Annotated in this window: 15 protein-coding genes; 4 read left to right on the top strand and 11 right to left on the bottom strand. The window is 33.7% G+C overall.

Translation table 11 applies throughout. The annotated features are described in order from the left end of the window. Window positions 1-3 precede the first annotated feature (3 nt). From QY331_01995 to QY331_01945, 11 genes are read right to left on the bottom strand one after another with little or no spacing between them, the layout of a single operon-like run. A complete protein-coding gene (locus QY331_01995; protein ID WKZ70024.1) occupies window positions 4-1,077 on the bottom strand; it encodes a hypothetical protein in 1,074 nt (357 codons plus the stop codon). Window positions 1,078-1,125: 48 nt separating this feature from the next. Beyond that, window positions 1,126-2,649 (bottom strand): RNA repair transcriptional activator RtcR family protein, encoded by a 1,524-nt coding sequence (locus QY331_01990; protein ID WKZ70023.1) that lies wholly within the window; start codon window positions 2,647-2,649, stop codon window positions 1,126-1,128. Then, the gene (locus QY331_01985) at window positions 2,646-3,563 is read right to left on the bottom strand and encodes a hypothetical protein (GenBank protein ID WKZ70022.1); all 918 of its coding nucleotides are present in this window, start codon (window positions 3,561-3,563) and stop codon (window positions 2,646-2,648) included. Before QY331_01985 ends, QY331_01990 begins: the two co-directional genes overlap by 4 nt. After that, window positions 3,556-5,253, bottom strand: coding sequence for an AAA family ATPase (locus tag QY331_01980; protein WKZ70021.1), 1,698 nt, complete (start codon window positions 5,251-5,253; stop codon window positions 3,556-3,558). The genes QY331_01985 and QY331_01980 overlap by 8 nt, the downstream gene beginning before the upstream one ends. A 3-nt stretch (window positions 5,254-5,256) precedes the next feature. Then, window positions 5,257-6,222 (bottom strand): hypothetical protein, encoded by a 966-nt coding sequence (locus tag QY331_01975; protein WKZ70020.1) that lies wholly within the window; start codon window positions 6,220-6,222, stop codon window positions 5,257-5,259. A gap of 31 nt (window positions 6,223-6,253) precedes the next feature. Continuing rightward, complete coding sequence (locus QY331_01970; GenBank protein ID WKZ70019.1) at window positions 6,254-7,468, bottom strand: hypothetical protein; 1,215 nt, start codon at window positions 7,466-7,468, stop codon at window positions 6,254-6,256. 7 nt (window positions 7,469-7,475) lie between these two features. After that, window positions 7,476-8,087: a hypothetical protein gene (locus QY331_01965; protein WKZ70018.1), complete on the bottom strand. Its 612-nt coding sequence runs from the start codon at window positions 8,085-8,087 to the stop codon at window positions 7,476-7,478. A 1-nt stretch (window position 8,088) separates the two neighbouring features. Beyond that, a complete protein-coding gene (locus tag QY331_01960; protein WKZ70017.1) occupies window positions 8,089-9,240 on the bottom strand; it encodes a restriction endonuclease subunit S in 1,152 nt (383 codons plus the stop codon). Then, window positions 9,233-10,747 (bottom strand): class I SAM-dependent DNA methyltransferase, encoded by a 1,515-nt coding sequence (locus tag QY331_01955; GenBank protein WKZ70016.1) that lies wholly within the window; start codon window positions 10,745-10,747, stop codon window positions 9,233-9,235. Before QY331_01955 ends, QY331_01960 begins: the two co-directional genes overlap by 8 nt. Continuing rightward, window positions 10,744-14,124 carry a DEAD/DEAH box helicase family protein gene (locus QY331_01950; GenBank protein ID WKZ70015.1) on the bottom strand — a complete coding sequence of 1,127 codons (3,381 nt, stop codon included), beginning with the start codon at window positions 14,122-14,124 and terminating at the stop codon, window positions 10,744-10,746. Before QY331_01950 ends, QY331_01955 begins: the two co-directional genes overlap by 4 nt. 8 nt (window positions 14,125-14,132) lie before the next feature. Further along, window positions 14,133-15,533 (bottom strand): hypothetical protein, encoded by a 1,401-nt coding sequence (locus tag QY331_01945; GenBank protein ID WKZ70014.1) that lies wholly within the window; start codon window positions 15,531-15,533, stop codon window positions 14,133-14,135. A gap of 542 nt (window positions 15,534-16,075) precedes the next feature. On the opposite strand from QY331_01945, the gene QY331_01940 reads away from it, so the two are divergent. The 4 genes from QY331_01940 to QY331_01925 all read left to right on the top strand — a co-directional run bounded on the left by QY331_01940 (window position 16,076) and on the right by QY331_01925 (window position 21,374). Continuing rightward, window positions 16,076-17,197, top strand: a complete 1,122-nt coding sequence (locus tag QY331_01940; protein ID WKZ70013.1) for a hypothetical protein — start codon at window positions 16,076-16,078, stop codon at window positions 17,195-17,197. Window positions 17,198-18,455: 1,258 nt separating this feature from the next. Beyond that, complete coding sequence (locus QY331_01935) at window positions 18,456-19,595, top strand: Fic family protein (GenBank protein ID WKZ70012.1); 1,140 nt, start codon at window positions 18,456-18,458, stop codon at window positions 19,593-19,595. Between the two features lie 671 nt (window positions 19,596-20,266). Further along, window positions 20,267-20,911: a hypothetical protein gene (locus QY331_01930; protein WKZ70011.1), complete on the top strand. Its 645-nt coding sequence runs from the start codon at window positions 20,267-20,269 to the stop codon at window positions 20,909-20,911. A gap of 181 nt (window positions 20,912-21,092) precedes the next feature. Beyond that, window positions 21,093-21,374 carry a hypothetical protein gene (locus tag QY331_01925; GenBank protein WKZ70010.1) on the top strand — a complete coding sequence of 94 codons (282 nt, stop codon included), beginning with the start codon at window positions 21,093-21,095 and terminating at the stop codon, window positions 21,372-21,374. The last annotated feature ends 83 nt before the right edge of the window (window positions 21,375-21,457 follow it).

The raw sequence follows: 21,457 nt of genomic DNA, 5'->3' as shown, positions 1-21,457 counted from the left end.
CCTTTATTCGTTTTCATTTATTATTATCTGCTCATAATCAATCGGTAGGTTTATTAACTTTTGAAGAAATTTAATATAGTCTTTTTCATTAGAAGTTAATTCGCAATCGCTCGCTATTTTAATTTTCTTTTTTCTTTTATCTTCATCTCGATAGACATACCCGATCACTTGTCCCAATCCTTGCTTAAAACATTCGTCTACATAAGAAGCCGTTTTAATCTCATAGAAAACTATCTCATTCTTAAGCTTCAACTTCACATCTACATAATTTTCCTCTACCTCCACATAAGTACTCCCATATTTCTCCCTTAATTGCTGCGCTAAATAATCTCTTAAGAAGTCATGTTTTTGATTAGCTTCATAGCTGGAGAACCCTTTTCTCTTTTGCTTCTTTTTCTTTCCCCTATCATCTCCATTATCCTTATTTATACCTTTTCTACCTTTTGCTCTCTGAGGTTTGGTTTTCTTATTCCCCGAATTTTTTGCTTCACTAACTTCATTATAAAGTTCATCTGCAAATTGGAGTGGAGAAATTCCTGCGGGTTTATTTTCTATTAATATTTCGTGTAGAATATAATAAGGTGAATCTTTTTCAATATCATTATCAAATTTTTTTGCTGACTGCCACAAAGTCTCTCTCTTGAAAATTGGACATATTCTTAACCCCGAATAAAGAGAAGCTATTTTCCATTTGAACAAGGGATTAAGTGGGATGTCTTCAATTTTACTAAACTCATAATTATTAGCTGCTTTGATAGTATTAAGAATCATTGATTTTATATTTTTAAACGCTGCGTTTCGGTTTTTACCAAATTTTCTATCCCAGTTGTATTCGTTGTCATAATTAAATCTTTTGGGTAATTTCCTCTTATTCTTTCTCTTATAGATACCGAATTTTATCGATCCTTGTCCTTTTATACTCCCTAATCTTCGAGTATAAGTCTCAACTGATTGCACAAAAGTTTCTGGATTACCTACATTTACATATTCAGATAATTTCATTTCTTCTACTTTAGAAATTGGCCATCTTTCAAGAAAGGATTTTAATCTTTCCTGAACAATACTTTCATCAATCATCATATTCTCACATTTATAGTAAAATAATGAATTGGCTAAAAGTCCTAATTAGTTTTTACTTCGATGAATCCTTGCTCTCTCAGCTCCATCTTTCTGCTTTAACAATCTATCCACTTCTGACATATTACTGGCTTGTTTTCTCGCTTTTTCAATAATCATTCTTGTGTATTCATCGAGGGGAATGGGTAAGGGAAGTTCAGGTAGAGTATATTCTAATGATTCATCATCCATTATATCTGAAATAAAGTGTTCAGGTAGATCGTCTAATTTAATCTTGCCACCTTTAGTAAATCTTCTGGTTAATCTTTGTATAAACTTTTCTAAACCTCTTACATTACTTTCCCATGAATACTCAGTGAGAGTTCTGATAAGTTTATCATCGAATTCGAGAGGAGATAATACATTATTGGTCTTTGAATAAAATTCAAGAAAATGATCTATGAGAAGTGGAATATCACTTTTCCTTTCACGAAGAGGTGGTAATTCAATTATCTCATCAAACCTGTCTTTCACATCAGCTGCAAAAATATCTTCATCGTTAATATCTTTATTCGTTGCCGCTATAATCTGAAGATTTACTTGAGTAACTTCCGTAGAACCAAGTCTCCTTAATTCACCATGCTCTAAAACTCTTAAAAGCTTTTGCTGTCCTTCTTTAGGAAGATTGCCTATCTCATCAAGAAAGATCATTCTATCATTATACTTTTCAAGTATACCAACCTTATCTTGATCCGCCCCGGTGAAGGCTCCCTTAACGTGACCGAATAATTCCGATTCAATTAAATTCTGATTAAATCCCCCGCAGTCAAAGGGGATTAGCTCCGGATCGTTTTCAGAGTGATATCTTTTCCAAATTTCTTTAGCAACAACCTCTTTCCCCGTTCCTCTCTCTCCTGTAATTAGAACATTTGTTTGGTTGTTAACATCGTTAAGTAAACGATCTTTAATTGAGAGTATCTGCTTAGATTTACCAATTATTCCTTTAAACTCTTCATTAAGTTTTTCTATATAAAGCTGGTCTTCTAATTCTTTCTGTTTTCTGGTTGCAATAGTAAGTTTTCTTTTTGTTTCATCGGGAACGGATATAGAGGGAAAATCATCTATACTCAGATTAACTTCTTGAATTGTTTTACCATCTCTCGCAAATCTTTTCTCAAATGACTGAAATAACCTTGCATTACTTATTACTCTTGATTGTGTTAGTAATATCCAGCAAGCAGTCATTGTTGGAGTTCCAGATGTAATATTTACAAACTTTTCGTTATTCTCGATTTTATATTTTTTATTTATTTGAAGATATTCATCAAATAGAATTGGATATACTAAATCATAATCTATCGGATTCTTTAAATCAATATAGATCGGAACGATTTCTATTTTTGGATTAATCTCTTTTATTCTTTCAAAATTCCCTTTTGCGATTTCTTCGTAATTGGTTGTTGGTGTGTTTGGTGTGATAAAAGAAAAAACAGATTTAATCTCTTTGCTGAAATGTTTATAGATATTTAAGAATGAGCCGTACTCATTGCCTATTACCTTATCATGATTACCTATGAATGAGAAATAGATCATCTAGAAAACTCAATTATCTCAGAATATTTTTCACCTTCGGCATAATTGAAAAATGTTGGAAATCCATTTGGACTTTTGCTTTTGCAATTCTCTTTTGTAATTGGTGAAATGTCATCAAATTCTATATGATTTCCATTGTCCCAATCATCTAAACCAATACCAAATGAAATGCCGCCTATATCAGTTAATATAAATCTGTTATGTAACGAATTATCCGGCCACCTTACTATCTTAATCGTAGTTTTCTTAGGTAATAGTCTTTCAAAAATTGGTTTTAATTTTAATTCAATATTGCCACCCAATACTGAATCACCAGTATGATAATATAATTCGACATTATTGTTACTTCTTAGATTACCAAAAACCTGTTTAATAAATACTTCCAATGGTCTTATGTGTTTATCACCTAACATTTGAAAATATGGATCGACAAAATGTATTTGACTCGACCCATATAAAAGAGGTGCTGCACAACCAGACATTTCTTCAGCCTCTCTTTTAACCCGCGAACAATCTGAAGTATTAAATTCCTCCCAACTTTCTAATTCATCTATTGATTTTATGTGTGGCTTGGAATTTGGATTTTTATTAGAAATTATACCATTATGTTTATGAGTTGAATAAAGTTCATCAGCTTTAATAATCCAACTTTCCAAAGTTATCGAATTCTCGTCCTTCACCACGTTCTCAGGTATTTCTATTATAAAGTCTGATAATTTTTCAAGAAGCAGATAAGCTTTTTTTCTCTCTTTAGTTTTAAATCTGCTCTTAAGATTTTCTTTAAGGAGAAAATTCCATCTTGTAGGAAATTTCCACAATAGTCTAAACTGCTCAATGCCAAAACGAGCTCGAAGTTCGAATATATCATCAATTGTCCGTATAGAAGAAGGATCCAAAGTGAACACTTTAATCATCTGGGAATAACTCCTCTTCTCGTTCTTCAAAAAATCCATTCGGCCATTCTTTTTCAAATTCTCCTGTTTTATCAATCGGTAATGAGTAACCTTTCATTGGGATCTCTTCCGGAATTACAAATACATTTATTTTGTGCGGAACTAATTTTAACTTTTCTTCTTTAATTTTGTTTTTATAAGTTTCTTCTATTCTTCGCAAAAACCTCAACATTAGATGTTCACTGTGTGTTTCTATTAAATAAATAACATCTGCTTTTTCGTTTACTCGTGAAATAAATAAATCTGCCAGTTCAACTTGGATAGCTGGATGTAAATGTAATTCTGGTTGTTCAATAGCAAGTATTGATTCATTTTGAATTAGTGCCCCAACAATTACTGGTAGAACCTGAGATATGCCAACTCCAATATCATGTGGTTTTAAAGTAAGGTTTGTTTTTTGATCTACTAAATAAAACTCATCTCTTGTTGGAATATCCTTTTTATATTTCAACGAACTGAAGATATTTTCAATTTTCTCACTTAAGGAATTACTTAATTCAAAAGAGAATCCTTGTTTTAATAATGGAAGATCCAAATCACTTTCTTCAGTAGCATTTAAGACAAGATCAATTAACTGGTGTTTTATATCTTCTCCTAAGCTTGTAAGTTGCTTCTGACTTAGATACAAGTACTCTTCATTACTTAACATATAGCCAATTTTGAATCTACTTAACCACTTATTAATACTCTCAACCGAAATTTGTTTAGTGTAGATTAAATCCCAAGCTGCTAGACCATCCGCCCACCGTTCAATTTCTCCTTTAAAATGAGCATCAAAATTTCTTGAGGGGATTTCTCTTATTGGTCCAATATACCTAAACTTATCAAGTTCAAATAAAACCTGTTTGCCGACACCAGTCATAACTTGGCAAACTAGTTGCATCATAGATGAATAATTATCAATTAGGTCGAAAGCATTTTCTTCCTCACCAAACCAATCCGTAACTTCATCACCAGAAATAAATTGATCATCATTGAAGACTATACCGTTCTGCCAATCCGGTATTACACTTCGTGGTGATTCAATATTCAATCTAACCACTCCTTCAGATTGTCCTAATAAACTGGAAAAGAGAAGTCCTCTTGGTTCTTCAATTTTATATCTATCAATGTCAATGCTATGATCGATGTTTACTTCATTAAAATATGCAAAGACATTTTTAGGATTGGTATAATCAAGGGATATTGATGCAAGTAATTCATCATTAATTTCCAAGCGATAATAAGTTGCCTCCACTCTTTCTAACTGCTCTAGCCATTTAACATGAATGGTTAATTTGCATGAATCACTTTTCTCACTAAACCTTGGGTACGAGGGATAATCTAATTCTTCTTCAAAACCTGTTTCCTGCGCTCCAGGTAAATCAATTTTACTTAAATCAAGTTCAATTGCTAATTCCACAGTTAATTTTTCATCATGACCGTGAACTAGATTTCTGAATCCGCCAAGATTGAGGGCTTTACCTCCGTATGCGGTGTTTCTTGGATCATAATTTTTTCTTTCAAGAATTTCTTTCAAAAAATGAATTGCTTGAATGATAGAACTCTTACCCGCACTATTGGGTCCGAAAAGTAGAGTTATAGGTTTTAGTTCTAAGGAAACTGTATCCTTGATACCTTTGAAGTTAGTTATATGAATTGTTTTAATCATGTCTTAATCTTCTTGTTTTAATAAACTAAGCAATCCAACTGCTGTGCTATAAATTTTATCTTCCAAGTCTTTCTCTAAATCGCCAAGGTTTTCCAGTTCATTTCTTATCTTGTATAAACTCTCAACAGTTTCTCGTGATACATGCTCTGTTATTCGACCTATAAGCGCTTCAGAGCTATTTACTTTAACAGCATTTAATAAATCACCAAAGAGCAGATCACTATTTGTATTAATACCAAACCACTCAGCTTCTTCTAATAATCTATTGGGCTGTTTTTCTGAAACCCAGATGATAGTTAATCCTAATATTTCTTTAATCTGTGTTTCGTCTAAATCAAGCAATTTGTTGTTTAACTCTTCTTCTTTTGTTTCTCTTAAGTAATCTAATTCTTTGATTTCATCTTTGTCTGAATCGTAATAAAATATATCCTTAAAAATATTTCCTGAATGGGCGTTTCTATGCTTTTGATATTCTTGGGATAGAATTGTATAACTGTTATTTAAGCTAATTGCATCTCTACCTAATGTAGGCAAACTACATTTACATCCAAGAAGCTGCGCTTTTTTGGTGCCACGGTATTGAATATATAAATCTTTTTCGAGTAGAATTGGGACAAAGTAAGAGTGATTCAAAAAGATAAATTGGTTTTTCTTTCGAACAAATTTCGTTGTGTCTTCAATGATAACTTTTTCATTAAACTTCACGTCGCCTATAGACTTAATTATCATTCTTACAAATAATGTCTTGTTCTTTGGGAAAAATAAAAGTTTTACTTCCTTAGATAGCTTTCTTACTTTTTCTTTATCGGTAATTGCAAATGTTGGTATAATGATCTCACCAATTGAGCCATCCTTAATCAATGGAAGTAGATCAATGTCCTCTTTATAAAAGAATCTTATCGAATTACTCTTTATTCGAATTGGAATCCGCAAGGTTTTCTTATACTTATCTGGTATTGGTCCATTCATTATAAAGTGATTGCCTATTTTCTTCTTTGAATTAGTTCCTATTTAATGTTATATGCAAACTTCTTAATATATCTTTATATGCTCTTATACCATAATTGAACAAACCCTCCATATAATTGGGTGCCTTCGAATGGGTAGCTAAATTCCGAAGCATAGAGTATGGGCTAAAAAAATCCAGTGCGGGAATTAGATCTGATTTTATTAATTCCTTCTTCGTTTGGTCGAATGTTTCAATTCTTTCATGCGTTAATACTAACAGCAGTGCTTTGGCACTTCTTAAGTTCGATACTCCATAACCCTCTCCAGATTTCTTTATTTCATCTAAAAAATATTTTTTCCTATCAGCCTCATTTGTTATTTTTTTTTCAAATTCGAGTATTTGATCATAATACCTTAGATAAAGTTGATTAAAATAATTTTCAAAGACCGTATGATATTCCTTTAATATTGTTTTTAAAGGTGCTCGTTTTTCAATCAATTGCTCAACATCATTTATCATATCTATAATTGACTTGGGTAATGATGGACTAAGTGATTCAAAATCCCACCCTTTTATAAATTGGTTAGCTAATTGATCTAGATATTTCGAAGATGATATAGCAAAAAACTCCTCAATTGCTCCTTCTTCAGTCATATAAATAAGTGTGTACCGAGCTGTCTGATTATCATCATAAACATAATTTGTTGTTACATTTAGACATGCGCTAAAGTCTTGTAAGTATTCATGTTCTTCCAACATCAACTCATGGCTTACTTGTAATAAGAATTCTTTAAATTTTTTATCTCCAAAGATAAAAAACAATAATGCTTCATTGAGCTTCGCAATTTGCTCAACAGCAATGTTCTGCATATCATATTTATTAGGTTGATAATGAAAATTCGCTGCTAATCTATAATTTGTAGTCGCACACATCCTCAATCCTTGTTGATCTATTTCTTCCCCATCTTTATTTTTTACCATATCGATAAGCTCATATTTCCTTTCGCCTGGGTAGTCTTCAATTTTTAATGGCAAATATTCTCCATTCCGCAGCTTAAGCCCTTCACGATATAATTCACCAATCACAATATATTCTCGAATATAAGTTTCATCATCTAGGTAAACATCTATTTCAAGTCCGAATTCGATTATTAAATTGCTTATATCTCTGATAAAGTACCAAAGATTTGTGAATGCCCCATCAATTCCGGCTTGATAGAAATTATCTTCAATTACTTTTAATTGTGGATGTGATTCGATTTCCATTTTATCCTCATACTCGCTGATTTTGCATCCCGTGTTTTTTATCCTTTCCTCTATGTCTAATATTAGCGAAAGGAAGCGGCAAACTTGGATCTCTTAATTTTTCTTTGGTGGATATAGATACATTTTCGATAAAATGATCCAGCATTTCATCTTCAACTCCGGCAGCATCTTTTGTGAAACCATAATAAACATAACATGAAGGTAGGTTCGATAATACTTTGATCCATTGTCCACCCGAATGAGGACTGCCATCACCAATCTTTGTGCTGTAGTATTCACTTATTCTGTTGCTAAGCGCTTTGCCATTTTTTCTTCTCGGAGCTTTGCCTATGTAAAGTATGTTTTCATCCGGCAGCCAAAACTCTTTTAATCGCTCTTCAAGAAGTTGAATGTTCTTCTTTCCATCAATGGTTAGAGTAGGTGATTTTCTGAACCATTCAAGTAATTTATTTTGGTCGATTAATGGATTCTCCAATAGACCGTTATTTTTTGATGGTTCATCGCTTAAAGAAATAATATAAACACTTTCATTTTGGCTTGATATTTCCTCACCCCATTTAACACGATTTTGTTTTTTTACATGAAATTTTTCAAATAAATCATTCAAAATGGTAGGCATCTTACAACTCCCCCCTAAACGCTCTTTGCATTAATGAGTTGAATAAGTTTTCGGATTCTTGAAGACTTGTTTCATATTGCTTTTTTAGTTTTTCAGTTTTTATATGAATTTCTATAAATTTTTCTTGTAGTTTTAGCGGAGGAACAGGGACTTCTAATTCCTTGATGATTCCAACGTTCACAATATTCATTGTTCCACCGTGTGAAAGGCTTTCAAGTTTTGTTTTAATTCCATTAGTTTTCAGTAAAGTCTTAAAGAAAATTGGAAGTATCTTCTTTTTATTTAGAGTTATTTTCATTAATCGAGGATTAATGATACCAGGCTGGAATTCTTTCGGGACAATGCTTATCTCACCAAAAGTTCCAACAAGACTTATTAATATATCATCCGATTCAATTTTACAATTTTCTAATTCTCTATATTTCTCTTCTGTGATATAATAATCGCCAAATTCAAAATTGTCCCTTATGACTTGCTCTTGTCCGTATATTTTATAACCGCTCTTAACATAAAACTCTTTTTTTAATGCGGAACCAAAGGGACCGGCCTTGATAGAATATGGTTCATCCGCTTTTAGTCTATCTATTGGTTCCATATTCCAATTCTTAGGATTTAAAAAAGGATCTCCAAACATCTCTAAAAAGGTTGAGCGGAGAAATTCATCTGCAAGCCGAAGGGTCTCGCGGCGTTTTTGTCGGATTGAGTTTGCTTTATCGAGTAGGTCTGCAATTCTTTCTTGGTCTTCAAGGTTTGGTAAATGGACATTAATTTCCTTTATATCATTAACTGATAGATGCTTTACTGTTACAAACGATGTTTTATCTTCAATTTCCTTTAATTTCTGTGGTAATGCATATTTGAGATATCTTCCAGAAAGTCTATCCTCATCTGCTTCGACTTTACATACCCGTTGATTTAAATACGCTTCACCACCATTCCAAACTTTCGCTCTAAATTCACCATCCATTGTGACTAATAAATCACCATTTTTGACTATATACTTTTCATCACATTCACCTTGATAATATGTCTCAGTATAGCCACGATCAACATCTCTAATACGTATTACGGGAAATCCTCTAGTCTTATTGAATAGATTTGAGTCAAGTGCAAATCCTGAAGTAATTTTAATATGTTCTTTTAGCTCAGTCATTTATTCCCTGTTTCAACTCATCAATCATCTCTGCAATGTCTCTTTCTAGTGTATCAATTTTAGCAATAATTTTATTAGGTTCTTCGTATTCAACTTCCTCATACTTAACTTCTTTATAGCGAGTCATACTCAAATCATATATATTATTTTTAATTTCTTTTGCCGGGACAAAGAAATGTTTCTTAGTTCTGTTTCTGTTATCTATTTTGTCCTTCTTCTGCCATCTTTCATAAACGTCAGGTAAATCATTTTTATCAATAGGGTCTCTTTTATCATCTAATGAAAGTCCATCATTTTCAACATCGTAATACCAAACTTTTTCGGTTGTGCCGCCTTTAGTAAAAATTAATATTGCAGTCTTTACTCCGGCGTAAGGTTTAAAGACACCGGAAGGCAAAGAAATTACAGCTTCTAACTGGTTGTTTTCAATTAGTTCTTTTCTCAAAGAAACGTGAGCTTTAGAAGCACCGAAGAGAACACCGTCGGGCACAATCACGGCAGCTTTGCCTCCTAACTTCAGCATTCTCAAAAAGAGCATATTAAAAAGAAGTTCTGTTTTCTTCGTCTTTACCTTCCCAAGTAAAGAAGGCTCGACATCTTCATAGTCCAAGCTACCCTTAAACGGAGGATTAGCTAATACAATATCAAAATATCCATCGGAATATTTTGGAAAGCGTTCGGCAAAAGTGCCGCTTAATGTATCTTGGTTGTGTATCTGAGGATTATCAATTCCGTGCAGCAGTAAATTCATTGCGGCAATACGGAGCATCGTTGAATCGAAATCAAATCCTGTTAACAATTCATTTTGAATGTGATCTTTATAATCAAAAAGTTTATCGCCGGGATAGAAGATCGATCCGTCATCACTCTTCTTCTCCATACCCGGAGTTGTATATTTTTTATCTAGATAAGTCTTTGTCCCAACAAGAAAACCTGCCGTACCACAAGCAGGATCGCATACACGATGAGTTGGTTGAGGGTCAAGCATCTGCACCATTAAATCAATAATATGTCTTGGTGTTCGGAACTGTCCCGCAATACCGGACTGCTGAAGTTTGCTTAACAAGTATTCATATAAATCGCCCTTTACATCACCTTGGGTTAAAGGCAATTCTTGTATAGTATTGATTCCGGTAACTAGCAAGGAGGGTTTAACGATCATCAACTGAGCATCTTTCATATACTCTGAAAAAGTAGATCCGTTTTTAATTGAACGTTTGAAATGTGGAAATACTTCATCTCTCACTATTTGTAATAACTTCTGAGGATCGGATTCGTGTCTAAAGTTATCCCATCTTAAATGCTGTTCGTTCTTATTAAATATCGGTGTGAACTTCTCACCGGTTGTTTTAGCTTTTCTTTCGTTGTTCTTTTCTTTTATATCTAGTAAACGGGCAAACATTAAAAACGTAATCTGTTCAATCACAGTAAACGGATTTGTTATACCGCCTGTCCAAAAATTTTCCCACAATTGATTAATCTTATTTCGCATTTCTGAAGTTGTCATTCTTCGACTCTTGGATGATTATATGGATAGCTTATTTCTTTAACTATATTAATTATTTTCTCAGCTTGCTCTTCAGTTGGAAATATTCCGTAAACTCCGTCCGAATCAATTGTTGTAAAAGGAGGTTCAAAAAGACTCTCAAGTTTCAAAGTGCCGTATTTGGAAATATGATTTGTAAGTAACTGAATAAACTTAAGCTGTGTCGCATTTAGATTAGGATTTTCTTTTATAAATGATTGAAACTGCTGTGAAATATATTCGGGATCAAGCCCGATAATTCTTCTAATTGCAAGATCTAAGTGATCTGCTGTATCAGGGTAAAATTCTTTAAGTAGTTCCAAATTAACATCAGGGTGTTGTGTTAATACAAGCGAGATTAATTCTTGTATATCCTTATCGTTAACAGATTGTCCTCGTTTGATTTTCTGTAACGTCGGGCTTTTATCAATGAGGCGAATGAGAACGTCTTCTACTCTTTCTTTATAAACTCTCATCTCCACACCTTTGTTCTTCACTTCATACTGGGTGTATTCGAGATCGTCGTCTTTAACGTCAATCTTAGGTGGAACATAATCACCTTCGCCGCCTCTGTCGTGAAACTTCATTATTGAACGCAATTCTTGTCTAACATTTTCGAGTTCAGAAGTTGTAACATCTTTCCAAAATTCTTTTGACTGTACTTTCTTTATAGTCTCAGATTTTGCTCTTACTTGATGAATTGATTCCTGAAGAGATTGAACACTGTTTATTATTTCACCTTTGTAATCTTCTAATGAACCGGATTTGAGTAAAAGTGCATTTTGTGCTTTAGCAATCAAAAAATCGAAATTGTATGCATCGCATTGTCCCCTAATATCTACCAATTGCATAAGGTTAGCAATGTTTCTCAGTCTATGTTTTACATCGCCTGAGAAATTATTTATTATTTGCTCAGATTGGAGAAGTTTAATATCCTTTACTCTTTCTTTAACTGAAACTGTATCAGTTTCTGCAAGTCGATTAACATCAGCCAAAATTTGTTTACTTACAAATGCAAATGTTTCTTGATCATACTGCTTTAATGCGGTTTCACCCAAATTAATTCTCTCTTCAAAAACCCGCTGCAGCAATCCTTTAGATTCAGTAGGCTGTGTATGTTTGTAATGAAGATCGAACCATTCGAAGTTACTCCAGTGATCAAAGATTTTAAATGAAGTTTTATCTAATCCTTTACCGAATAGATCCTTTCTTATTCGCGTACCGCGACCTATCATCTGCCAAAACTTAACAAAAGACTTTATCGGTTTTGCAAAGACTAAATTTAAGAGTTCGGGAATATCAATACCTGTATCCAGCATATCAACAGAAATGGCAATTCTTATATCTTGGTTGCCGTAACCTTTGAAATCATCAATTAACTGATCGGCACGTGGATCATAATTATCAATCACTTGGCAATAGCTTTCACCGTATTGTCTGTAAAGTTCATTGAACTTCTCTTTGAGAATTAAAGCGTGTCTGTGGTTGCGAGCAAAAATAATAGATTTACCCAAAGTACCGTCGGGTAACTTGCGTCCGTTTTCAATCAAGTTGCGGATGATCTTACGATTGGTATCTTCATTATAAATTGCTTTATCTATTTGTTCGGAATCAAATTCAAAGTACTCCGGGTCACTTACTTGCTCTTCCAATTGCATCTGTTGTTCAGGAGTCATTTCCGAATACTTAATACCTTCCCTTAAAAATTTTGTCGTAACATTGAAAACATCAAACGAAGACAGATATTGCGGTTCCGATTGAACAGCATCCTCATAACTGAAATATGCTGTTGGGTTGTCATCAGTACAATCGAACATTCTGAATGTATTTCTATTTATGAATCCTACCGGGGTTGCTGTAAGTCCGATCTGGTAACAATCAAAGTAAGTAAAAATATCTTTATAAACTTTATAGATGCTTCGATGAGATTCATCCGCAATAATTAAATCAAAAAAACCAACATCGAATGATTGATAAAATTGTTTTATTGCAGGATAAGTAGCTAAGTAAATTCGTTTATTTCTATCTTCCGATGTACGTGAGTTTAATATTGTGAGCGGTGTACCGGGTAGATACTCCTGAAATACATTCTTAGCTTGTTTTCTTAACTCTCGTCTATCACATAAAAATAGAATTCTTTTAACCCAGTTAGCTCTAGATAAAACATCAGCTAATGAAATCGCAACTCTCGTTTTACCTGTTCCCGTTGCTTGAACTATTAGCGCTTTTCTTCCATGTGTTTCGAAATTTTCAACGACTCTTTTAATAGCTTCAATTTGATATGGTCTATCAGTTATTTCATAATTAATTTTTACTTCTGATGCTTTTGTTCTTGATGAACGCTGCACAATTAGATACTGAAGCGAATCTTTTGAGTAGAAACCATAAATTTTTCGAGGTTGTTCATTGTAGGAATCATTATAAATGTAAGTTTCAAATCCGTTGGTATAAAATATAATAGGACGCTGACCATATTTTTTCTCTAGTCCGTCCGCATATAGTTGAGCTTGTTTCTTACCAATGTTTGGATCTTTAGATGTCTTTTTGGCCTCAATAACTGCTAAAGGATTTTCGTCATCATCAAATAGAACATAATCTGCTTTCCCAAGTCCTGAATCATTCTGCTGAAATTCAACTGGGAATTCTTGTCTAACCTCCTCAGTATCTTGCTGGTTTGAACCTACATTCCACCCTGCTTTAGCTAACTCTTCGTCGATTAAGAATTTCCTTGTATCTTCTTCGGTATACTTTAATTCATTAACAACTTCTTGCCCCTTAATAACAAATTGATCTAATTCCTCTTTAGCTCTGACTTTTGTTTCTTTCCTTTGTCTTTCAATTTGTAATTGTGCGATTGCTTCTTGAAGCTGTTTCTCTTTTTCATAAAGATCTTTTAAAATTTTATTTCTTTCAGATTTCCATTCTTCAGTTTTTACATTTTGTGTTGGGTCTGCAAAAATTGGAACACTATTAATATTTCCGCTGCAATAAGTTCCGTAAATCCACTTTGCTAATTCGTGCGCCTGCTTGAGAAGTTCTATTATAATTTCGGAAGTGATATCGCTGCCGTGAGCAGCTCTATTTCCATTGATTCTCAACGAGTGTAGCAGATTAATTACAGTTTTGGGAACGGCTTCTTTAAAAGTATCATTGTCTAATTGCCCGAAAAGATTATCTAGGTAAGAAGTGTTATCAATGTTTCGAATTGTGTAAATAATCTCAACAAACTTTTCAGCAAATGTTCTAAGCTTGACAGCAGAGGATTGGGGATCTGCATAAACATACTGTTCTGCAAAATCCCCCAGAGCTGCTAAATCAGGTAATTTCTTTTCAAGAAACTTAAAGTTGCTTTCAGGCATTAACTCAATCATTCTGTGATTGTACCTTGTGAAAATAACAATTCATTTAGACTAATTAAAGAATTACTTATATCAATCTTAATTTCATCGGCCTTCGCAGTTATTTTATCTGCTTCTTTTTTAATATTCGTAGCAGCTGATTTTAGTCCCGAAAAACTTTTTAAGGTACTTTCAATGTTGGATATTTCTTTTTCAACTGCGGCTTTATCCACTTCATCAATACTTTCATGTTCAATTATCATTCGAGAAATTGCAACTTTGAAGGCAACTTGGAGTAATCCGAAATGCGTTACTATTTTATCTGAATCATATTCTTGAAACATTCCGATTTGTTTATGAAGCTGTTCTTCGCTTGCTGTCAAGTAAATAGTAAAATCAGCGTTTCTATTTGTCTTTGTTTTATCAAGCTCCTTTATGAGTGTTGAAGGAGTTGAAATTGTATCACGGTCCCTTGCTTCAATCGCAATTACTTTATTAATACTTTTTACTGTATAGTTAAAATCACCTTTTTTACTTGAACCGGTTGAACCGCTTTTTGTTGTCAAATCTTCAACAAGATCACCATTCGAAGAAGCTATGTTTTCTAATGCATCTAAAACCTGATCTTCAAAATCATATCCTTTCTGTGTGGATTTTTTATTTGCCTCTTTTTGGAGTTCATCCGCTTTCTTTATCAATTCTATTTCTTGTTTAATTTCGTTTAGCTGTCTGGTAATATTACTTTGCAATAAGTTAAAGGTACTATTAGGATTATCAAATGATAATTTCTTTTCAACTGCCTTGATTACTTTACCATTATCTCCAAAGTTTGAATCAAGCATCATTTTTAATTGATTTGCAATACTGCCTTCTCTACCAAAATCAAAACTTTTATCTAGTTCAGTTTTGAAGTCATTAATAGTCCGCGATACTTTTGCCAGATAGCTTGTGCTTAGATCGGGATTTAGAGTATCATCAATACTTTTCTTTATTTGGTCCTTTCCGTCTATCAGTTCTTTGGTAGTAGAATTAATAGTTTTCTGAAGATCCTCTTTAAGATTGTTAAAGAATCTGTTCAACTTATCGGAATAAGAATCAGTTTTTGATGGATCAAAATTTTGCTGCACCAATTCGAGAATTTCAGATTTTGTAGAATCCATTCCTTGGTTAAATTCATCCACCATTGATTTAACTCGAAGATTTACAAAGTCAGTATCCATCATCATTTGCACTTTTGATTTAACAAAAGTTCCAAGGTCAATAACTTTCTTTATCTCGATAACTCTTTTTGAGTTTGTATCAAGCTTATTGAGTTCTTGATATAGTTCGGGATTATGAACCTCTAAATTGCTCAAATGGATAAGGTTTGAAACCTTGTCCAGTGTAATTTGTTCACTATCAAAATCCGGGTATTTTTTTGCTTCAGACATTTCATCCTCCGTTTTTTTTCGTTTGTCACTTTAGATACAATGCTTGTGCCAATGCGAAAACGGAAGAAAAATACAGATTATCAGGAAGAGAGCGTGATGGTCGTAACGGTAAAGCGTGATAGAAATAGGCACACAATGTAATAGTGATATTTTATAAGTATTTATCAGGATCTCCCAATTTCTCCCGTGACTTTCCTTCCTCTTACTTTTATAGCACGCAATTTGTTCGGTATAACAAAATCAAAACATTTACAATCATATTGGATCATGGCGCTTATGTCACTTAATATCTATCCCACCTATTGAAGGAATCGATGATTTAATTTTAATTGCATTTGTAATTCTTGTTACGGGATTGGTAAAGATGATGAGGCTAGATTACGGAAATAATTCCTACCTGCGTTTCTTAAACTAATATGTAATTGGTGCCAAGTAATTACTCATTCGTTAAGGATAGATTGAAATGAGAAATGTTATGTGCGTGAATGAGACAATAAGATTATTTTATCTATATATATATTAACCAAATTTCTGGAGGTTTTATGCTTCAAGTAGATTCAATCAAGTTACAATGGCCGCTGAAATTCACTGAAGTTTCAAGTACTTTCAACGAATTAGCCAATCATTCTATAACAAGGAGTAAGGTTCCGGTTCAACGTATGGATAAGGTTATAATTACACAAGGTAAACTTAAAAAGCTAATTTCTATAGGAAAATGCAAGGGATTATCTTTGGATCGAAAAAGTAAGGATCTACCCTCGAGTGAAAAATTGAGTAAAGTATCCTCAATTGGGATAAATCTCATTGAAATAGATCACAAGCAATGTGTTGTAAACCTTGAAGTCTCCTCAAAGATTTTCAAAGATAAGTATGGTGAATTATTTAATAAAAATAATGTCCATTTGATTTTTGACATAGTAAATGAGTTGGGGATAATTAAAATCGACAAAGAAAACGCATTAAAGCATTGCAAAGTACTGTGGATCGACGTTACAACTGATATAGTTCTTAAGGATCAAGAAGAGGTTAGGTTTTACATAAACTGCTTGAAATATCTGGTTGTGCGCAAAGGATTTCAGTTGGAACCGCATGATCATGCAGTTGAAATTCGTGCCAAATCAAAGGAAGATGATGCACTGACAACAATTTATAATAAATATGCCGAGCTGATCAGTGGTAAAGGAAGGAAAGGAGGACAAGATCCTATATGCACTTTTATCGATCCCAAACGTTTTTTAAATATCCTACGTATTGAGATAAAGTTTTTCCATCACAGTTCTATAAGAAAATTTTTTGGGTTGAAGGATGATAGCCAACTATATCTTACAGAAGTATTTGGAACAACAAAAATGGTCAATTATGATGTCCTTGATTCAATTTCACTTGACTTGGCAATGCGATATTTAGATATACCCAAGAGAGGTAAATATAAATTCAATAATCACGAAAAGGACATCGCCATGGATCATATTATTACAAATATTTGCAACAATGATCATCATTCACTTATCAATTATCTGAAAATATATGGTATAAATTCTGGTGATGATGCTTACAGAAGATACATCAACCGGTTTAATGAAATCAAGAATAATGAGTTAAAGAAGGAAATTGATATTATTTCCGACCTCAAGAAGATGATCAAAGCTGATTATGAGAAGTAATCAACGTCTTTGCGAAAACTACAAGTGCACGAGTGACCATTGGAAATAGTTGTGATGAATTATCTTCTGATTTTCAAAATTGACAAATAGAAAATTTGTCATAATGAAATTAGTTGCATTTCTGACAAGATTCCTTGCTCGGTGATTTAGCATTCCTCATTAAATGCGGTGGAAATCAATTAAAGTTGCCGGACAAAGAACTTGTATTAATTCCGCATATGAAAATACACAGTAATTCACTTTTTAGTGGTTTTAAGGATTCCCAGTCAATTACTCAAGAATAGCCTTTAACCAGCATCATTTGGATGGCGGATATGGTCGGATCGGAAATAACATTTGTCAGATTTTCGTATTAGCGGAAGATTAGATCACTCAAAAAGCTGGCAAGCATCCCTTTCGTTGATTTTGAAACGACGGTCAGTTGACTACTCGTTTCAGTGTATGGCAAGAAGATATTAATAATTTCTCTATGGCTGGACAACATAGACTGTTTAACAGGCGGAAGAAAGATTGGAGTATATCGACAACTCAGTTCTCTAATTATCTTTTTTGTGGTTAACGATTAAAAGTAACCTCAAAATGCCGGGCAGAGATCTTAAATATTTAACAAGAGGCTCCTTTCAAAATTACAATTAAGGATTCGTTTTATTGGTTTTAAGGACGAAGAATTAGACCAATGCCTTGTTTATTGAAAAGAAAATTTATTGAGTTGAAGAGATATCGCTGGATGGGATTATAATTCAATTAGCCGATTTATTGGCGGAAGATGAAAATGAATCCAGTAAATGAACCATGAAATTGCATTTCTTCATTGTTAAAAGGACAGAGGTCATTTCAATATCCCAATCGATCTATGACCTATTTCAATGATTCTCTTTCCTAATTTTCATTTTCATTTCTATCTCTCAAAGAGTCGTATTTCGTATTTAAACGCACCACAATCGAAGAACCTATTTAACCCATACATAATCTTCAATTTCTTCTACTCCGTTTAAAATTTGCTTAATAACTTCTCTTCGGGGAGATAAACGCCGTATGGATTACTAAGGTTAGATCAGAAACCATCTGAATAGCCCTCGTAAGATAGCACCTTCTTTGATTGCAGTTGTATGGCTAAAATTCTGCTCCGGAGATGGTAATCAAACACTTTTTTAGTAGCATAAAGGCTTGTATTTAGCCACTACAATTATTTTTAATGGAGATTCTTGCGTATTTCGCCATTATAAATTACATTAGTGGAGTAAATCAAGGAAAGTCGATGGATATAAGAGAATTCAAAGCGGGAAACCTTGTACAGCAATTTCAGTACAGGAGCTTTACACCGTCTAGTATTAATCAAGTCTGGACTTGGGTTGAACCCAAAATAAATACATTATTGGCTGAGGCAAACACTAAGTTGGGCGAATTGAACGCATTTTCTTTATATGTCCCAAATATTGATTTCTATATTTCAATGCATGTGATTAAAGAAGCCACGACTTCAAGTAGAATTGAAGGAACAAAAACAAGTGTCGACGAAGCCTTACTTTCCGTTAATGAAATTGATCCTGAAAAGCGGGACGACTGGCAGGAAGTACAAAACTATATTTTTGCTTTGAATCATTCTATTAGCCAGTTGAAAGAATTACCGATCTCAACACGACTTCTCAAGGCGGCACATAAAATACTTCTTTCCGGTGTAAGAGGAGAAGCCAAACAGCCGGGGGAGTATCGAACAAGTCAAAACTGGATCGGTGGCGCTACTTTAAATGATGCAGTTTTTATTCCGCCACATCACTCAGAAGTTTCTGACTTAATGAATGATTTGGAAAATTTCATTCACAATGATTCAATAGAGGTACCTCATTTAATACGAATAGCAATTGCTCATTACCAGTTTGAAACGATTCATCCTTTTCTCGATGGAAACGGAAGATTAGGTCGACTTCTAATAACTTTGTATTTGGTAGCAGTCGGATTGTTGGATAGACCGACATTATATCTATCGGATTTTTTCGAAAAGAACAAAGCATTGTATTACGATAATCTTACATTCGTCAGAACTTCAGATAAACTTGCCCAATGGATTAAGTTCTTTTTAGTGGCGGTAATAGAAACTGCGGATAAAGGAATTCAAGTATTTAAGGAAATTCTACGCTTGAAAGACGAGATAGAGGGCAAGAAGCTTTTATCAATGGGTTCCCGGATTCAGAATGGTAAGATCTTAATTTCACATCTTTATAAGAAACCTATTATCAACGTTAAGGAGGTGGAAGAAATACTTGATCTTACTACGAAACCAGCAAATAGAATTGTCCAAGATTTTGTTGATCTGGGAATATTAAAAGAGGTTACAGGATATAAGAGAAACAGATTATTTCTTTTCAAAGATTACTACCGGCTTTTTGCCGATAATTAATCATACCTTATCTGAGATTATTAAATTCGATTTTGAGATTCTTTTGAGGGGGTGAACCGTTCACCCCCTTGGATGAATCAAAAAGTTTTACATGCAATTATTTGCACCAATCAGCAAAAAAATGACAGCTTTAGAAAAATTTTCGTAATTCCAGGTTGTCATTAATGACTTCTATTGCCTGAATAATCTTACAGAAACACAATTTCTGAATGAGTCATTCCGTCTTTCAGCGCAATTATTTGCATCCCATTCTGGCGTCGGATCACTGTCGTTTTTCGCTTCATTTTTTTCGACTTTTCCTTCATTCCAACCAAATTTTTTAGCATGGAACTTGTTTGATAATCATCATTACCAATTATTTACAAAACACAACTGATGACAACCAGTAATTGAATCAGATCTTGAAGTAACAAAAGTTTAGAATCGCTAGCGACCCAATACCGTCCCTTACTCTGTTAATATCTGCTTCCGGGTATCCCTCACCTATTTTGGGTGGATTTATGTATCTCCGTTTCAAAGATCAGCTTGTGAATACAAGAAATGAGTTGAGACGACATCTATTCAGCAGATTCCGATGAGTGGGACGGAAATGTTTTTGAAGTACCGATCGGTTTATCTCTCCCGATCACAAGAAATGAAAGAGAGAACAGAATAAACAAGGAGAAAATAATATGGAAGCGTTTAACAAGAATCACGGAAGGAGTACTGAACCGGAAGTAAGTATTACTTCACACAAAATCACATTTAATCATGTGTTGGCAGCAATAGCCGGACTTAAGAAAGCAAAGTCGGTAAGCTACTTCGTTGATATGCCAAATAGGAGGCTTGGATTTCAGTTTAATTCTAAATCCCCAAATGAAAACACCTATTCTCTGTTCCCGATGAAAAGATCGAGTATGTTTAAGAGTAGTTGCGGATCTCTGGTTAAGAATCTACCATGGCTAACCGCAATTGCAAAGAACAATGACTCCAAGAAAAGACGGTTGAAAGTTACACAAGAAGGTAAAGTTTGGATTGCCGAGTGTATCCCGTCGTTCGAAAACAAGGTGAATGTTTCAGAAATAGCCTCAATCGTCCCGAGTGAAACAACCGGGATATATCGGTACAAAGATTCTTCCGGGGAGGTGATTTATATCGGTAGAGGAAACATAAAAAATCGACTGGCGGACCCGGATAGAAAAGAGTGGAATATCGAAACAGTCGAATACTCGGAGATTGCCGATCAAAAAGAGCAGATCTCTTGGGAGAAATACTGGCTGGAAGATTATAAGAACAACACCAATGGAAAGCTGCCGTATTATAATAAGACTCCTTAATCATACTGATCCGTAGGTGGAGCTACAACTCGGCTTCACCTATTTCTTTGCTTGTACCTATTCGAAGTTAACTTAACCAAGTGGTATCCGATTCAAGAGGTTGTGAAATTAAAAGTGTGCAGTGCTCTGAAAATAAGTGGTGTAAAAATATAATTGCCGGTAATTAATAGGATAAATGCAAATGGAAGACGGATTAGAAGACTTAGACAATAGAAAAATAAAAGAAACATTGAACGATCTCATCAAGCTTTATCAGAATATTTCAGAAATAAAAAAATCCGATGGAATATTTGGCAGGTACAATCAAAAAACAACAGCGGCTATTCTAATAAAAATCAGATCGATTTACTCATCTTTCATTGATGAGCATTCGGATCATCTTGACAAAAAGAAAATCTCGCAAATTTTGATTTCAATTGGCTTGATTGATCTGATAATGGCAGACATTGACGAGCTAAAGTAAAAAAAACATAAAAAAATTTTCACGTGATTAAGATTTTTCTTGATTATAAAATTTTTCCGATGTAAATATGTTCCCTATGATGA

Source organism: Melioribacteraceae bacterium (assembly GCA_030584085.1).
Classification (GTDB): Bacteria; Bacteroidota; Ignavibacteria; order Ignavibacteriales; family Melioribacteraceae; genus SURF-28.
This window is presented reverse-complemented; position numbering and strand designations above follow the sequence as displayed.

Excerpts from the sequence above, each read along its gene's own strand:
- QY331_01955 (WKZ70016.1), bottom strand. The coding sequence starts at position 10,747 with ATGACAACTTCAGAAATGCGAAATAAGATTAATCAATTGTGGGAAAAT.
- QY331_01990 (WKZ70023.1), bottom strand. The coding sequence starts at position 2,649 with ATGATCTATTTCTCATTCATAGGTAATCATGATAAGGTAATAGGCAAT.
- QY331_01980 (WKZ70021.1), bottom strand. The coding sequence starts at position 5,253 with ATGATTAAAACAATTCATATAACTAACTTCAAAGGTATCAAGGATACA.
- QY331_01930 (WKZ70011.1), top strand. The coding sequence starts at position 20,267 with ATGGAAGCGTTTAACAAGAATCACGGAAGGAGTACTGAACCGGAAGTA.
- QY331_01950 (WKZ70015.1), bottom strand. The coding sequence starts at position 14,124 with ATGCCTGAAAGCAACTTTAAGTTTCTTGAAAAGAAATTACCTGATTTA.
- QY331_01925 (WKZ70010.1), top strand. The coding sequence starts at position 21,093 with ATGGAAGACGGATTAGAAGACTTAGACAATAGAAAAATAAAAGAAACA.
- QY331_01995 (WKZ70024.1), bottom strand. The coding sequence starts at position 1,077 with ATGATTGATGAAAGTATTGTTCAGGAAAGATTAAAATCCTTTCTTGAA.
- QY331_01945 (WKZ70014.1), bottom strand. The coding sequence starts at position 15,533 with ATGTCTGAAGCAAAAAAATACCCGGATTTTGATAGTGAACAAATTACA.
- QY331_01970 (WKZ70019.1), bottom strand. The coding sequence starts at position 7,468 with ATGGAAATCGAATCACATCCACAATTAAAAGTAATTGAAGATAATTTC.
- QY331_01960 (WKZ70017.1), bottom strand. The coding sequence starts at position 9,240 with ATGACTGAGCTAAAAGAACATATTAAAATTACTTCAGGATTTGCACTT.
- QY331_01940 (WKZ70013.1), top strand. The coding sequence starts at position 16,076 with ATGCTTCAAGTAGATTCAATCAAGTTACAATGGCCGCTGAAATTCACT.
- QY331_01975 (WKZ70020.1), bottom strand. The coding sequence starts at position 6,222 with ATGAATGGACCAATACCAGATAAGTATAAGAAAACCTTGCGGATTCCA.
- QY331_01965 (WKZ70018.1), bottom strand. The coding sequence starts at position 8,087 with ATGCCTACCATTTTGAATGATTTATTTGAAAAATTTCATGTAAAAAAA.
- QY331_01985 (WKZ70022.1), bottom strand. The coding sequence starts at position 3,563 with ATGATTAAAGTGTTCACTTTGGATCCTTCTTCTATACGGACAATTGAT.
- QY331_01935 (WKZ70012.1), top strand. The coding sequence starts at position 18,456 with ATGGATATAAGAGAATTCAAAGCGGGAAACCTTGTACAGCAATTTCAG.